Annotated in this window: 15 protein-coding genes; 8 read left to right on the top strand and 7 right to left on the bottom strand. The window is 59.3% G+C overall.

Features of this window, described 5'->3' with window-relative positions; genetic code table 11:
• Positions 1–11: 11 nt before the first annotated feature.
• The 6 genes from ACR9ZQ_RS35765 to ACR9ZQ_RS35740 all read right to left on the bottom strand — a co-directional run bounded on the left by ACR9ZQ_RS35765 (position 12) and on the right by ACR9ZQ_RS35740 (position 5,330).
• Entirely contained in the window at positions 12–737 is a 726-nt protein-coding gene (locus ACR9ZQ_RS35765) for an SDR family oxidoreductase (protein WP_481430137.1), read from the bottom strand.
• A gap of 12 nt (positions 738–749) precedes the next feature.
• The gene (locus tag ACR9ZQ_RS35760) at positions 750–1,811 is read right to left on the bottom strand and encodes an ABC transporter ATP-binding protein (protein ID WP_310382586.1); all 1,062 of its coding nucleotides are present in this window, start codon (positions 1,809–1,811) and stop codon (positions 750–752) included.
• A 61-nt stretch (positions 1,812–1,872) separates the two neighbouring features.
• Entirely contained in the window at positions 1,873–2,079 is a 207-nt protein-coding gene (locus ACR9ZQ_RS35755) for a DUF2160 family membrane protein (RefSeq protein ID WP_439017792.1), read from the bottom strand.
• A gap of 4 nt (positions 2,080–2,083) precedes the next feature.
• Positions 2,084–2,920 carry a carbohydrate ABC transporter permease gene (locus tag ACR9ZQ_RS35750; RefSeq protein WP_113323263.1) on the bottom strand — a complete coding sequence of 279 codons (837 nt, stop codon included), beginning with the start codon at positions 2,918–2,920 and terminating at the stop codon, positions 2,084–2,086.
• A gap of 4 nt (positions 2,921–2,924) precedes the next feature.
• The gene (locus ACR9ZQ_RS35745; protein ID WP_113323264.1) at positions 2,925–3,800 is read right to left on the bottom strand and encodes a carbohydrate ABC transporter permease; all 876 of its coding nucleotides are present in this window, start codon (positions 3,798–3,800) and stop codon (positions 2,925–2,927) included.
• 96 nt (positions 3,801–3,896) lie between these two features.
• Positions 3,897–5,330 (bottom strand): extracellular solute-binding protein, encoded by a 1,434-nt coding sequence (locus ACR9ZQ_RS35740; protein WP_481430136.1) that lies wholly within the window; start codon positions 5,328–5,330, stop codon positions 3,897–3,899.
• 295 nt (positions 5,331–5,625) lie between these two features.
• Between ACR9ZQ_RS35740 and ACR9ZQ_RS35735 the strand changes: the two genes are divergently transcribed.
• From ACR9ZQ_RS35735 to ACR9ZQ_RS35710, 6 genes are all read left to right on the top strand, one after another.
• On the top strand, positions 5,626–6,510 hold the full coding sequence (locus tag ACR9ZQ_RS35735; RefSeq protein ID WP_481430135.1) for a sugar phosphate isomerase/epimerase family protein: 885 nt from the start codon (positions 5,626–5,628) through the stop codon (positions 6,508–6,510).
• A gap of 64 nt (positions 6,511–6,574) precedes the next feature.
• On the top strand, positions 6,575–7,789 hold the full coding sequence (locus tag ACR9ZQ_RS35730; protein WP_481430134.1) for an ROK family transcriptional regulator: 1,215 nt from the start codon (positions 6,575–6,577) through the stop codon (positions 7,787–7,789).
• Between the two features lie 26 nt (positions 7,790–7,815).
• Positions 7,816–8,793 (top strand): tagatose kinase, encoded by a 978-nt coding sequence (locus ACR9ZQ_RS35725; protein WP_481430133.1) that lies wholly within the window; start codon positions 7,816–7,818, stop codon positions 8,791–8,793.
• On the top strand, positions 8,793–10,067 hold the full coding sequence (locus ACR9ZQ_RS35720) for a D-tagatose-bisphosphate aldolase, class II, non-catalytic subunit (RefSeq protein ID WP_310382593.1): 1,275 nt from the start codon (positions 8,793–8,795) through the stop codon (positions 10,065–10,067). The genes ACR9ZQ_RS35725 and ACR9ZQ_RS35720 overlap by 1 nt, the downstream gene beginning before the upstream one ends.
• A 24-nt stretch (positions 10,068–10,091) precedes the next feature.
• Complete coding sequence (locus tag ACR9ZQ_RS35715) at positions 10,092–10,817, top strand: SDR family oxidoreductase (RefSeq protein WP_310382594.1); 726 nt, start codon at positions 10,092–10,094, stop codon at positions 10,815–10,817.
• 11 nt (positions 10,818–10,828) lie between these two features.
• On the top strand, positions 10,829–11,602 hold the full coding sequence (locus ACR9ZQ_RS35710) for an SDR family NAD(P)-dependent oxidoreductase (RefSeq protein WP_481430132.1): 774 nt from the start codon (positions 10,829–10,831) through the stop codon (positions 11,600–11,602).
• 89 nt (positions 11,603–11,691) lie between these two features.
• Here the strand turns inward: ACR9ZQ_RS35710 and ACR9ZQ_RS35705 are convergent, their stop codons facing one another.
• A complete protein-coding gene (locus ACR9ZQ_RS35705; protein WP_481430131.1) occupies positions 11,692–12,177 on the bottom strand; it encodes a MarR family winged helix-turn-helix transcriptional regulator in 486 nt (161 codons plus the stop codon).
• 49 nt (positions 12,178–12,226) lie between these two features.
• On the opposite strand from ACR9ZQ_RS35705, the gene ACR9ZQ_RS35700 reads away from it, so the two are divergent.
• Positions 12,227–13,741, top strand: coding sequence for an FAD-dependent oxidoreductase (locus ACR9ZQ_RS35700; RefSeq protein ID WP_481430130.1), 1,515 nt, complete (start codon positions 12,227–12,229; stop codon positions 13,739–13,741).
• Between the two features lie 189 nt (positions 13,742–13,930).
• Positions 13,931–15,484 (top strand): ABC transporter substrate-binding protein, encoded by a 1,554-nt coding sequence (locus tag ACR9ZQ_RS35695; RefSeq protein WP_481430129.1) that lies wholly within the window; start codon positions 13,931–13,933, stop codon positions 15,482–15,484.
• Position 15,485: the final 1 nt, after the last annotated feature.

The following is a 15,485-nucleotide window of genomic DNA, read 5'->3' as shown; positions in this document are numbered from 1 at the left end:
CATATAGGGTTTCACGCGATCATGTAGCCGCCGTCGATGGGCATGGAGATGCCGTTGACCATCGCGGCTTCGTCCGAGAGCAGGAAGAGGATCACCTCTGCCACGTCCTCGGGCTCTGCGAACCGGCCGACCGGGATGCGCTTTTGCATTCCGGCGGCTTTCTCCGGATCGCTCCAGGCCTTGATCGCCATCGGCGTCAGCGTCACCGTCGGATGCACGCCATTTACCCGGATGCCCTGCGGCGCCAGTTCCTTGGCCATGACGCGCGTCAAGCCGTCCAGACCGCCCTTCGATGCACAATAGGCCGCATGATCCGGGATACCCACAAAGGCTGCGACAGAGGAGACGTTGACGATGGCTCCAGGGTGGCCGTTCTCGATCAGGGACCGCGCATACTCTTGTGCGACGATCATCGGGGCGCGCGTGTTAACTGCAATCAGGTGGTCAAAGGCTTCGACCGTGGTTTCGAGAAAGGGCTGCAGCTCGGTTGTTCCAGCGCAGTTGATAAGGAAATCTGCCGGAAGTGCGGCGCGCGCCGCCTCTCGCGTCGTCTTTGCATCGGCAAGATCGACCTGAATCGCTTCGCAACCAAGGTCTTCACGTAGGGAAACGACATCGTCAGCGCTTCTGGTGAGTGCCGTAACCCTGGCCCCACGCTTGACCAGCATCTCTGCGACAACGCGGCCGATGCCCTTGCCGGCACCGGTGACGATCACTTTTTTGCCTTCGAAATTCATTTGTTCCTCACCTTACAATCGCTGTCCCGTTGCCTGATCAAAGATGTGAGCACGCCGCGGATCAATATGAAAATGCAGCGTCCGGCCGGGTTCGACCTCGATGCGCTCACGGATCAGGGCATCGATCGGCACTCCTCCCACACGGCCGAAGATCAACGTTTCTGAGCCGGTCGGCTCGTATACCGACACTTCCACCGGAATACCGTCATCGCTGATGGTTATGTGTTCCGGGCGAATACCGTAGGTTACGGCCTTGCCCTCCTCTGCGTTCACGCGGTCCATGGGGAGGGTAACGCCCTGATCGGTGATGACAACCTGCTTTCCGTCGCGAGTTGCGATCTTGCCCTGGAGAAAGTTCATCGACGGGCTGCCGATGAAACCGGCAACGAAGAGGTTTGCCGGAAAGTCATAGAGATCAAGCGGCTTGCCAACCTGTTCCACCCGTCCGTCGCGCATGACGACGATCTTGTTGGCCATCGTCATGGCCTCGATCTGATCGTGCGTGACATAGACGGTGGTGGTCTTCAGCCGCTGGTGCAGTTCCTTGATTTCGACGCGCATGGTGACGCGAAGCTTGGCATCGAGGTTCGACAGCGGCTCGTCGAACAGGAAGACCTGCGGGTCGCGGACAATGGCTCGGCCCATGGCAACGCGTTGCCTCTGTCCGCCTGACAGCTGCTTCGGATAGCGGTCGAGATAACGCGTCAGGTCGAGGATTGCGGCTGCTTTGCCGACCTTTTCATCGATCTCCGATTTCGGGCGTTTCGCCATCTTTAGCGGAAAGCCCATGTTCTCTGCGACAGTCTTATGAGGGTAGAGCGCGTAGCTCTGAAAGACCATGGCGATGTCGCGCTCCTTCGGCGGGGCGTTGGTGACCACGCGACCGCCGATGCGGATGTCGCCGCTGCTGACGGTCTCGAGACCGGCGATCATGCGCAGCAGCGTTGACTTGCCGCATCCCGAAGGGCCGACCAGCACGACGAATTCGCCATCCTCGATATCGACGCTAACGCCATGCATCACCTGAAGAGCGCCATATCTCTTGGTGACGTCGCTGACCTGTACGTTTGCCAATGTCTTTTCTCCCTAATCCAGCACGGCTTGCGTCTTGATAGTGTTGATGGAATTCACCCGCTCACCCCTTCCAGACGATGTAGGCGCCGAGTACGGCGGAGATTGCCACCGCAAACCATACCGAAAGCCCGAACGGTTCGATGAACCGCAGCCAGAACAGAGAGAGCGCGACCCAGATCACGACGGAGATGAACAGCCGGTCGAACCAGTTCGTCTCGATCGGCAGGAAGCCCGGCTGTTTTTCGTTGTTTCGAGAATCCGAAGCCATCTCGCTATCCTTTCACTGCGCCGAAGGTCAGGCCAGCAACGATGTGACGCTGCACCACCGAGAAGACGATGAGCGCCGGGATCAATGTCAGCATCGAGATCGCCGCCATGATGCCCCAGGCAGTTCCTGTCGTCGTCACGTATTCCGACAGGCCGGTGGTAAGTGTGCGGGCGTTGAAGTTGGTGAGTGTCGCAGCGAGCAGATATTCGTTCCACGCGAAGACCCAGGTGAGGATGAGCGTCACCGCAAGCCCCGGTCGCGCCAAGGGAAAGACGATGTCGTAGAGGACCATCCAGGGGCTTGCGCCATCCATATAGGCCGCCTCGTCCAGTTCCTTGGGAATGGCCTCTACCGTCGGGCGCAGGGTCCAGATGGCAAAGGGAAGGTTGAAGGAGCAATAGACCAGGATCATGCCAAGCCTGGTATCCGCCAGCGAAAAGTCGCCGATCCTGTAAACCTGCGTCAGCAGCAGGAAGAGCGGCAGCAGGAAGACCGCCGGAGGCGCCATGCGGTTGGTGATAGTCCAGAAGAAAATGCTTTCCTTGCCTGCGAGATCGAAGCGCGTCAGCGCGTAGCAGGCAAGAAAGCCGAGGGTCGTCACCAGGATCGCGTTCCCCGACGAAATGACCAGCGAGTTGATCATATATCGCCGCAAGGTCTCGTTCGTCAGCACGTCCTGGTAGTTCTTCCAGAAGAAGCTCCGAAGGATGACGTCCGGCGTGGAAAACAGGTCAAAGGGCTGCTTCAGCGAGATGACGAAGAGCCAGTAGATCGGGAAGAGGGTTGCAAAGCTTATCAGCGTCCACAAGAGAACCGAAAGCCAGGGATTCTGTCTTTTCATCGCATCAGCCTCTCTTCGCGCGGGGAGCAATCAGGCCGACGTAGAGCAGCCAGCAGACGACGATGGTGAGATAAAGTACGACGACCGAGATGGCTGAACCGTAGCCGTAATTCGTTTTCGGAAAGACTTCCCTGAAGATGTGAACGCCGATATAGCGCGTCGACGACCCTGGACCGCCTCCGGTCAGCATCAGGACTTCGTCGACCGTACGCAGCGCGTCCATGAGCCTGATGAACACCGTGGCCAGCAGGGCAGGGCGGATCAGAGGGAGCGTGATATGCCAGAAGATCTGGCTCTTGCCGGCGCCATCGATCTGCGCCTGCTCGAAGGGATCTGGCGGAAGCGAGACCAGGGCGGCAATCAGGGACAGGGTGACCAGCGGCGTCCAGTGCCAGACGTCCATGATGACAGTGATGGAGAACGCCGCGAGCGCACTTTGGCCGATGTTCAGATCGTAACCGAACCAGCTTCGCAGCAGATATGGGATGATGCCAATCGACGGTGTCGTCATCAGCTTCCACACCGATCCGACAATGATGGGCGCCATGATCAGAGGAAGGGTGTGGATGGTGCGGAAGAACGCTTTTCCCGGAAAGTCCTTCATCAGTGCCTGCGCGAGAATGTATCCGAGGATGAGTTCGGAAACGACTGCGAAGAAGACGAAGGCGATCGTGATGCCCAGCGAGGCCAGGAACTGTTTGTCGAAGACGAGACTCCGGTAGTTCGAAGCCCAGTTGAAGACCATCAGCGGATTTGCGGCGAAAGGGTTCCACTGGTGAAACGAAACCCAGACGACGTAAATGAAAGGAAAGATGCCGAAGAGCCCGAGGATCAGGATCGTCGGTGACAGCAGCAGCCATCCAAGCTTTTGTGAATGCATCGCCTCATCCTCTTTGGCACCCTTGGGGCGGCCTATCGAGCCAGGAAAGGAGCGGGTCGCCAAGCGAAGACGACCCGCCAAGGTGGGGAGGATGATTTATTTGCGATAGCCGAGCGAGGTGAGCTCCTCTTCCGTCTTGGCGGCCATCTGGTCGAGGCCTTCGTCGGGCGCGATCTTGCCGGTCAGGATGTCGAAGAAGATCGGCAGGGTTGCTTCACGCAACTGGGCATGGAAAGGATACGGAGGAGCGCCGGCGAAGAGTTTGCCCTGATCCTTCAGCATCGTGTAGAAGCCGCCGAGCTTGACGTCCATCGCCTTGACCTTCGGGTCGTCGAAGGTCGCCTTGTTGGTGATGCGGGGTGCTGCGATTGCCCAATCGGGCTGCACATCGTTCTGACCCATGAATTCGAGGAAGAGCAGAGCTGCTTCCTTGTTCTTGGACGTAATCGGCAGGCCGAAGGCGCCGCCGTCATAATAGCCGATATAGCCCTTTCCTGACTTCGCATCCTCCAGGACACCCGGCTCGAGTGGCGGCAGGGCAAAGCCTACTTTGTCGACCACCTTCGACTGCGCAGGATCGCTCGCGATCCATGCGGCGTTCTCGCCGTAGATCAATCCTTGAGCAACACGGCCGGCAGCGAAAGTCGTCGCTGTTTCCGTCCAGGTCGACTGGGTCGATTCCGGCGGGGCTATGTCGCGCAGATGCAGCCAGTATTTCAGCGCGGCCTTCGCCTTGTCGCTGTTCATTGCGCCGCCATGCTCGACCGTCGCTGCGTAGTTGTTGCTGGCGTCGATGCCCCAGTTGTAGACGCCGAAGGTCGGCGCGATGGATTCGAAATATTCGTACCAGGACGCGGCGTGACCTGTGTGGGCCTGAGCGGTGGTGCCCCAAAGCTCAATGCCGTTATCCTTGCCGTATTTGGTGAAGAATTCGGCGATCTGCGTGTAGTCCTCATGCGTGGTCGCCGGCTTCAGGTCCTTGCCGGTTTCCTTCTTGAAGGCTTCCTTGATCTTCGGATCGTCGAAAAGGTCCTTGCGATAGAGATAGGTCTTCAGGAAGGCTTCCATCGGGACGCCAAAGAGATCGCCCTTCTTGTCCTTGAAATAGTCGGCGAAGCTGGTGAAGTTCGCGTCGTCGTAGGTCGGCGCCTTCAGATCCGCCTGGTCCTTCAGCGTCTGAGTGATGTTGACCAGGAAATTCCGGGACAGATACGAGTAGATGATGTCCTGTTCGATGTAGACCATGTCATAGATGCCGGTCTTGGCCTCCATGTCCTTGATGGCCTTGTCGTACATCTGGTCCCAGGACGTCGTCTCGATTTCGACCTTGATGCCGGTCTTCTTCTCGAATTCCGGGGCGAGCACATTCTTGATGTAGTTCGATGGCGGCGTGCTTTCGGTCACGCCGTGCAAGGTCACGCCTTTGAACTTGGCGCCGGCGTCGGACCAGAAGTCTGCCCATGCCGGCGAAGCGGCGGTGGCGAGGCTGAGCGTCAGCGCAAGCGCGCTGGCCTTCAGAGCGTAATTCATTTCAATCCTCCCAGATAGCAGCGAGATCATTTCGCCGGGCCATTGTGTAGACGAAAAATGCCGCTCACGCAATATTTGTTGTCTAAACCTGCAAATATGTCGGCTATGTCGTTGATTTTGGTAAGAACTAATTCTGGCAAAAGTAACAGAGGCAGAGTCCGTTCGCTAAAATGCTGCAACGCAATGAATTCGTTAGCAATGGCAAAATTCTAAACTGTGAATTTATTTGTTGCTTTACCATACTAAATGGCATAGCTGTGGCGCAACGAAGGGCTTTCAGCGGAGGAAAAAAGCCATGCGCCGATTGGGTATCCATTCATTTGTATGGACAGGCGGCCAAACGCAGGAGGGCCTCGAAATGGCTCTCAACAAAACGGCCGAGCATGGATATCGCACAATCGAATTCGCTTATCTGCGCCCCGAGAAGTTCAATCTCGACCGTCTGGCGAAGCTCGCGCAATCGCTCGATGTCGAGATCGGCGTGACGATGGGCCTGCCGATCGACAGGGATATTTCGAGCGAGGATGCCGCTGCGGTATCCGCCGGCAAGCAGACGCTGGCAGATGCCGTGCGTGCGGTCCGTGACATCGGCGGAAACAAGCTTGGTGGGATCCTCTATTCCGCGCACACCAAGTACAACCGCCAGCCGACGAAGAAGGGCTGGGACAACAGCGTCGCCACAATCGCTGCGACTGCGGATGTCGCGAAGGATGCGAGGGTCGATCTCGTCCTGGAGATCGTGAACCGCTTTGAGACGAACCTTTTGAATACGGCCGCGCAGGGCCTGAAGTTCATCTCCGAAACCGGCTCGGACCATGTCCGACTGCATCTCGACACCTTTCACATGAATATCGAGGAAGCAAATCCGGCTGCCGCGATCCGGCTCGCCGGCGACAAGATTGGTTACTTCCACATCGGCGAGAGCAACCGCGGCTATCTCGGCGACGGCGTCATTAACTTCGACCTTATTTTCGATGCCTTGCTCGACATCGACTACAAGCGCGACATCGTCTTCGAAAGCTTTTCGACCACTGTTGTCGATGAAGGCCTCTCACTTGCCTGCGCAATCTGGCGCGACACGTGGACCGATAACGACCCGTTGGCGGCCCATGCCAAACGCTATATCGAACTGAAATTCGAAGAAGCCAAACGGCGCCGCGTCACGAACGCACGCCCCTGATAATCCTTCTGCCGATCTGCTTCGCAAGTGTGGGCTGGAGCAGTCGATTTGAAGAGAAATGAACATGAACGACACCGTCTCCATCGGAAGTTCGCCGCGCAGGATCAGGCAGAACAACATCGTCGCAGCCCTGCAGACGATCTACAGCCATCGCCGCCTGAGCAGGGCCGATCTGGCGCGGAAGCTCGGGATGAACCGTTCGTCATCTGGGGAGATCGTCGCCGAGCTGACGGAAAGCGGCTTGGTCCAGGAGTTGGAAGACAGCAGCAAACAGCGCTCGGAACAATCCCGTGCCGGCCGTCCGGGGATCATGCTCGAACTGGTTCCGGATGCCGCATTCTTTGCCGGGATAGAACTTGGCGTCGAGCATATATCTGCTGTTGTCGTGGACTTTTCGGCAGATGTCCGGGCCTGCCGCAGGCTGGCCTTCCATGCGCAGTCCTCGACAGTGGAGGAGGCCGTGGCGCGCGGCGTCGAACTGATCATGGACGCCATGTCGAAGGAGATGATTGAGCGCTGCAAAGGGCTCGGAATATCTGCGCCCGCGCATATCCGGCCGGAAGGAATTGTCACGCTGGCGCCGATCATTGGCTGGCGGGAGGTGCCGCTGAAGGAGATCGGCCGCAGTGCCTTTCCAGCCGAGGTGCCGATCGCGGTGGAAAACGACGCCAATGCTTTCGCGATCGGTGACAGCTATCGTCATGGCGTTTCCGGCGTAACGCTCTTTCTGCTCATGGAAACCGGCGTCGGCGGCGGGATCATGATTGATGGAAAGCTGTTTCGCGGCGGTCATGGCCTTGCCGGCGAAATCGGCCATACCCTCGTGCCGGGAAGCGGCGGACAGAAATTCGAGCAACTGATCGGCCGCGAGGTACTGATCAGGCAGTACCGGGAGGCGACCGGCCGCACCGACGTCGATCTGCAGGATTTCCTCACCGATGTTCGCGATCGTGTTCCTGATGCTGTGAACATAGCGGAGATCTGGTCGCGGCATCTCGCCTACGCGCTGCTGCAGGCCTGTCGTCTGCTCGATCCTGATAGGATCGTGCTCGGCGGTTCCGTAGCGTCGCTCTATCCGATGGTAGCGGCCCGTGTGGCGGTCCACATGTCGGAAGGCCAGAACATTCCTTTTCCGACCCCCGAGATCGTCGTCGATGGCGACGCGGAGTTCGGTTCCGCCTTCGGGGCGGCATGCATGCTGCACCAACGCTTCCTCTCTCTCGAAAACGAGGAATTCGGTGGCGAAGACAGTGCACTACAACGATCAACAGCGATTTAGCGACACCTATCGAAAGCAGGATTGCAATGGTTTCAGTGCTGGCTCCGGACCATCTCGGTCCCACGGTTTGCGTCGGCGAGATCCTCGTGGAGATCGTTGCGACGACGGTCGGAGAAGGCTTTCGTGAGGCTCAGCCGCTCGTCGGTCCGTTTGCCAGCGGGGCGCCAGCGATCTTCATCTCGCAATGCGGCCGGCTGGGCGGAGCAGCGGCGATGGTCGGGGCAGTCGGCAGCGATGATTTCGGTCGCGTCAATATTGACCGCCTCAGGTGTGATGGCGTCGATGTGTCGACCATTTCCATCGACCCTGACTATCCGACCGGAAGCGCCTTCGTCCGATACCGCAAGGACGGCTCCCGCGACTTCGTCTACAATATCGCGAAGTCCGCGGCCGCCCGCTTCGGCTGGTCGCAGGGCGTCAGCGATCTCATCAACCGCAGCGGACATCTCCATGTGATGGGTTCGGCTCTCTCCGTTCCGAGCGCTCGGGAAGTAATCGACAAGGCTGTCGACATCGTGAAGGCGCGAGGCGGAACGCTCTCGGTCGATCCGAATATCCGCAAGGAATTGCAGCTCGACGAGGATACCGAGCGTCGATTTGCCAGGCTTGTCGCCACCGCCGATCTTCTATTGCCGTCAGGGGAAGAGCTTGAGCGGGCCGCCGGCATCTCGGGCGAAGCCGAGGCGATCCATCGTCTTTTCGAAATAGGCGTGAAGGAGATCGTGCTGAAGCGCGGAGCGGAGGGCGCGACCTATTTCGGCAGGGACGGCGACCGCATCGACGCTCCTGCATTTCTCGTCGAAGAGGTCGATCCTACCGGCGCCGGCGACTGCTTCGGCGGGGCCTACCTCACCTGCCGGCGGCTCGGAATGTCTCCGGGCGAGGCTCTCACCTATGGTTCGGCCGCAGGTGCGCGCAATGTGACGATCCGCGGTCCGATGGAAGGCGCAGGCACGCGCCAGGAACTCGACGCATTCATCGCCTCGACGAAAAGGCGCTCGTAATGCAGATAAAGCTGAACGAACTGGCTGCGCTCAGGGCTCAGGGCCACCCCGCAGGGATCACCTCGGTCTGCTCGGCCCATCCAATCGTGCTGCGGGCTGCGCTGCGTCATGGGCGTGACCATTCGAGCACGGTCCTAATCGAAGCCACCTGCAACCAGGTCAACCATCTGGGCGGCTATACCGGAATGACCCCTGCGAACTTTGCGGCTCTTGTGTTGCGCATCGCCGAAGAGGAGGGCTGCCCGGAAAACCTCATCGTGCTTGGCGGCGACCATCTCGGACCGAATCCCTGGCGGGAACGTGCGGACGAAGAAGCCATGGCTGAGGCTGAGAGGATGGTGGCGGCCTATGTCGATGCCGGGTTCCGCAAGATCCATCTGGACGCATCGATGGGCTGCATGGGTGAACCCGCCGCATTGGACGACGAGACGACCGCTCATCGCGCTGCCCGCCTTGCCGCTGTCGCAGAGACCTCGGCAAGGCGGGCAGGGAGCGCCATGCCGGTTTATGTGATCGGCACGGAGGTTCCTCCTCCCGGCGGCGCGGATCACGCGCTGACCACGATCGAGCCGACTGCGGCTTCGGCCGCCAGGCGGACGATCGATGTCCATCGCCGCGTTTTCGCCGAGGCCGGCCTTACGGAGGCGTTTGGGCGTGCCATCGGCCTGGTGGTGCAGCCGGGCGTCGAGTTCGGCAACCACAATGTCATCAGGTACGACCGCAGCAAGATCGATAAATTGAAGCAGGTGCTCGAGGACGAGCCGCAATTCGTGTTCGAAGCGCATTCCACCGATTATCAGGGCACCGGTCCGCTGACCGCGCTCGTTGAAGACGGTTTTCCGATCCTCAAGGTCGGACCGGAACTAACTTTCGTTCTGCGCGAGGCCCTCTATGGGCTGGACCTGATTGCATCCGACCTCGTGCCTGATTATGGCGAGCGTCCCCTGTACGCTGCGATGGAGGCTTTGATGCTGGCGCATCGGGAGCATTGGAGCCGTCACTATCATGGCACGGAGGGCGAGCAGCGCTGGCTTCGGCATTATTCGCTGTCCGATCGCATCCGGTACTATTGGACGGCTGAACAGGCTCAATCTGCCGTTGCGCGTCTTTGCGACGCACTCGCCGGAAAATCCGTACCGCTCCCGCTGTTCTGGCAGCACATGCCGGACGCCGAGCGATTTTCCGACACGCCGCTCGATCCGGAGGAGGTTTTGGTCTGGCGGGTGGCGAAGAGCCTTGCCGAATATCATGCAGCATGCGGCGGAGTGAGATGAGGCCGCATAACCGAGGAGGAAAGAATGAACGAGTTGAAAGGGAAGATCGCTGCGATCACTGGCGCAGCGTCTGGTATCGGAATGGCATCGACGGAGGCGATGATCGCGGCAGGGGCCACGGTCGTTCTCGTTGACCGCGACGAGAAGGCGTTAAAAGCAGCCTGCGAGCGTCTCGGGGAGCAGGCGATACCTCTCGCTCTGGACCTGCTGGATCCGGAGGCATGTGCTCAGCTTCTTGACCGCGTGCTGTCGAAGGTGGGACAGCTCGACATTCTGCATGCCAATGCTGGCACCTATATCGGTGGCGACCTCGCGGATGCCAATCTCGACGCCATCGACCGGATGCTGAACCTCAACGTCAATGTGGTGATCAAGAACGTCCGGACCGTCATTCCGCACATGATCGGGCGCGGCACAGGCGACATCGTCGTCACGAGCTCGGTCGCTGGCCATTCGCCCGTTCCATGGGAGCCGGTCTATTCGCCGTCGAAATGGGCGATGACGTGCTTTGTCCAGACGATGCGCCGCCAGCTTCTGAAAAGCGGCATTCGTGTCGGCTCGGTTTCGCCAGGACCGGTCATCAGCGCGCTGCTGGCCGACTGGCCGGAGGAGAACCTCCGCAAGGCGAAGGAGGCCGGCGCCCTGATCGAACCCAAGGAGGTGGCCGACGCGATCATGTTCATGCTGACGCGTCCGCGCAACGTGACGATCCGCGACATCGTCGTTCTTCCAAGCGCATTCGACATCTGAGGGACCGAACCATGAGTTATCAGGAAAAATTCCGTCTCGATGGTGAACGCGCGGTCGTCACCGGCGGCGGACGCGCCATTGGACTTTGCTGCGCCCACGCGCTTGCCGAGGCCGGTGCCGCCGTCGTCGTGATCGAGCGTAATGAATCGGACGCAGAGCAGGCTCTGTCTCTCAAAGACAAGGGATATGACGTCGAGTTGCGTCTCGGTGACGTGACCGATTCCGCCCGCATGGAGGCGATCGCTAATGAACTCGCCGACAGCGGACGGCCGGCGACGATCCTGGTGAACAATGCCGGGATCGGCCAGAACGGGATTGCAGCAGAAGATGTCACGGATGCCGATTGGCTGCGGATGATGAATGTCAACGTCAATGGTGTCTTTTGGTGCTCTCGCTCCTTCGGCCGCCATATGGTGGCGATGAAACGCGGGGCGATTGTCAATCTCGGCTCAATGTCCGGCATCATCTGCAATCGGCCGCAGCCGCAGACGGCCTATAACGTTTCCAAGGCTGCCGTTCACCACCTCACCCGTTCCATGGCGGCCGAATGGGCTCAGCACGGTGTCAGGATCAATGCTGTCGCGCCAACCTATATCGAGACGCCGATGGTGGCTGCAGTCGAAGCCAATCGCGAGCGGATTCCGATCTGGCTTGCCGATACGCCGATGGGGCGAATGGGCACGCCGGAAGAGGTTGCAAGCGCGGTTCTCTTCCTCGCATCCGGTGCGGCAAGCCTGATGACGGGGGCAATTGTCAACGTCGATGCAGGATTTACCTGCTGGTAGGCCGGCTTCGGTTGAGAGTTTCGAGGCGCCTGCGATCCCGCTGGCGCCTCATTTCCGTCCGTTAGCCTGCCCATCTGTACCGTGGCTCGTCAGCTTTTTGCCGGATGATCCATCACGGCATCGGCAAACTTCCGCATCAGGCGGACCAGATTGTCCAGATCATCGGGATCCCAGGTCTTGAATATCTCGATACCTATCCTCTCACGCGCCGCATCGACGCGATCTGTCATCGATTTGCCCTTCGCGGTGACGACCGCTTCGCTGACGCGCCGGTCTGTCGCGCTCGGCTGACGTTGAATGAGGCCGAGGCTCTCCAGCTTGGCGACCTGACGGCTGACCGTTGTGTAGTCCCGGCCGGCGCGGTCAGCCAGATCGACCACGCCAATCGGCCCCAATCTTTCAATGCCCACCAGCAAGGGGAAGAGGGCGCGGTCGAGCGAAATCCCTGCCTCCTTGACCATTGCCTCATCCCGTTGCGGCCGGTTCATCACGCTGACGATCTCAAGCAGCGATCCATGAAGTTCATGGATGCGATTTGAGATATGTGTATTTTGCACATTTTTTGTTGACGACATTCCAGCTCTCCTGTTATGTGCATAATACACATAAATAGGAGCGGCAGCAATGACAGAGGATGACGCAATCGATGTATTGATTTGTGGTGCCGGCGCGGCTGGCCTGACGCTAGCGATCGATCTCGCCCGGCGAGGTGTATCTTTCCGGCTGATCGAGAAGATGGATGATCCGTTCCGAGGTTCGCGCGGCAAAGGGATACAGCCGCGAACCCTGGAAGTGTTCGAGGACCTAGGCATCGTCGACAAGATTGCCGCATCCGGCGGTTACTATCCGCATCAGCGTGAATATCGCGGCGACGGCAGCATGAGAGATGTCGCACTTGTCGAGGCCTGTGAGCCGGTCCCATCGGAACCCTACGGAGTGCCTCTGCTCGTGCCTCAATTCCTGACGGAGAGAGCGATGCGGGAGCGCCTTGCCGAACTCGGCCATGCTCCGGAGTTCGGCTGCGCACTGGTCGCCTTCGAACAGGATGGGCAGGGTGTAACAGCAAGACTTGCCAATGGCGGCGAAGAACAGACTATCCGCGCATCCTATCTCATCGGCACCGACGGCGGCCGAAGCTTTGTGCGCCAGGCGCTCGCCGTCGGCTTTCCCGGAAAGACGCTCGGCGTTCGCGCCATCGTTGCCGACGTGACATTGACAGGCCTCAGCCGCGATGTCTGGCATCGCTTCAACGAGGGGTCGATGGAGACACAGATTTCCTTTTGTCCCTTGACCGAAAAAGGGTCTTTCCAGATGCAGGGACCAGTGCCTCTCGAAGGCGACATCGACCTGTCGGCCGAAGGGCTTACGGCGCTGACTGCCGAACGGACCGGTCGTACCGATATCCTCATCCAGTCTGTCTCCTGGGCATCCGCATTCAACATGAATGCCCGGCTTGCCGACAGCTATCGTGTCGGTCGCGTCTTTCTCGCCGGAGACGCGGCCCATACCCATCCGCCGACGGGCGGCCAGGGTCTGAATACCAGCGTTCAGGACGCCTACAATCTCGGCTGGAAGCTGGCAGCCGTCCTATCAGGCGCCCCGGAGACGCTTCTCGATAGCTATGAGGAAGAGCGCCGTCCGGTCGCGGCAAGCATGCTGGGACTTGCGACCAGATTGCTCGAAGACATGAAGCGTGGCGAAATTCGGCGTGGCCGTGAGGTTCGGCAACTGGACATCGGCTACCTCGGTTCGAGCCTGTCGCTCGAAGACCCCCAGCGTCAGGCTCGCATCGTTGCCGGCAACCGCGCCCCCGACGCGCTGCTGAAAGGCGCCGCAGGACAACCCGCGCGGCTGTTTGACCTCTTTAAAGGCCCTCATTGGACGCTGCTGGAATTTGAAGTGGAGACGGTTGGCCTCCAGCCACGCAAAGGATTGCATATCCAAAGCATCGGGCAAGGCGGCGACCTGATCGATAACAAGAACCAGTTCCGCGACACTTACGAAGTTGCGTCAGGTGACCGGATTCTTGTCCGTCCGGATGGTTATGTCGGCACGATCGTCTCGCAGGGCGACGTGGCGGCATTGGAAGCCTATCTTCATGATGTCGGGTTGAAAACGGGGGCGGCCGCCAGGCGATGAAAATGCCTCCGCGGCATCGCTTCGCCCGCGAAAGCAGAAATATTTATGGCGCGGAATCTTCAAAGCTTTTCAGTAACACGCCGCTATGATTGTGATGATAATGGGCGTTCGACGACGGTGCGTGCCGGGCAATAGCTGCCTTGCGCTTCCGCCGTCCGCGGCCGGTATGACGCAATCACGGATCACTCAATGCCGATAATCTTGTTCGCTTCGATATTCTCACGTTTCAACCGGGTTATCAGTCTTCGCCTGCTTGCATTTTTGCTTGGATCGCTGATCTGCGTCGCGGCCGGTCATGCAGAAGATATCCTGCGGATTCCCTATTCGTCTGATATCGGCACCCTGGATCCGGATAATGGTTTCGAAGTCGCCGGATTGACGACGCTGGACAGCATTTATGAGGGCCTCGTCAAATACGAGGCGGGCTCGACCAGGATTGTCGGATCACTGGCAAGGAGTTGGGAGATCTCCGGCGATGGCTTGACCTACACCTTCCACCTCGTCGAGGGCGCCAAGTTCCACGACGGCACGGCCTTGAATGCCGATGCCGTCGTCACCTCGTTCAAGCGCCGCCGCGACGGCGGTTTTGTGCAGAACTACACACTAGCCAACTTGGCAGATATCGCAGCATCAGACAGGTCCACTGCCGTCATCACGCTACGGCACGCGCAGCCCTCATTCCTGGATGGCCTTGCAAGCCCGTGGGGGCCGAAAATCATCAGCCCGGCCGCGATTTCTGAGCATGCCAAGGGTGATTTTGCGACGGGATGGCTGACCGAGCATGCAGCTGGGACCGGGCCGTTCAAATTGTCCGAGTTCAAGCGTGGCGAACGCTACGTGCTCGAGCGCAACGAAAACTATTGGGGCGCCAAACCCTATTTCAGCAGGGTGGAACTGCCCGTCATCCCCGATATCGGCCAGCAAATTCTCAAACTGAAGACTGGCGAAATCGATGGCGTGCCGACCAATTACCCCTTCGCACAGCTCGGCAGCCTGCCGGCCGATTTGGAAATAACATCCGCCCCCAGCATGACGCAGTTCGAGGCTTTCGTTAAGCCGGGATCGCCGCTTGAAGATGCCGAGGTACGCAAGGCGGTTCTGACCGCAATCAATCCGAATTTGTGGGCAAGCGATGCCTTCGGGCAATATGCCCATGTATCGAAATCGCTCTTTCCGAACATCATGCTGGAGCCGGCGCAACCGGTGCAGTTTCCGACCGATTTTGATGCTGCGAAGTCCGCTATCGCCAAGCACGGCCCTGTCACGCTCAACATCGGGCTTTATAGCGCCAATCCGAGCTATGGGCGTATCGCCGACCTGATGATCGCGCAGCTATCGATGATCGGCGTCGAGGCGACCTCCCATATCATGCCGCCGGGGGCAGCCTATGCCATGAAGGGCGATCCGGCGGCTCCCGATATGCTGTTGATCATCGCCTCTCCGGATGCGGCTCATCCTGATAATCAGGCAAAGGCATTCTTCACCAAGGACGCGCCGCTGAACCTTTATGGCAGTGCCCTTCCGGAGGCGGACGCCGTCATCGCCGAAGGTGCCTCCGCAACGGATATGAGCACACGCAACACACTCTATGAAAAGGCAGGGCGCATGTATTTCGACGCCGGCCATTTCATTCCGCTCGTCGATGTCGACGACGTGGTCGTCCATCGCAAGGATCTAAAGGATTTCGGTCTTCGTCCTGTCTTCCCGAGAGGCAGCATCGACTTTTCAAGTGTGGGGCGCTGAT

It is taken from the genome of Rhizobium sp. KNZ14-9A (assembly GCF_056755015.1).
This window is presented reverse-complemented; position numbering and strand designations above follow the sequence as displayed.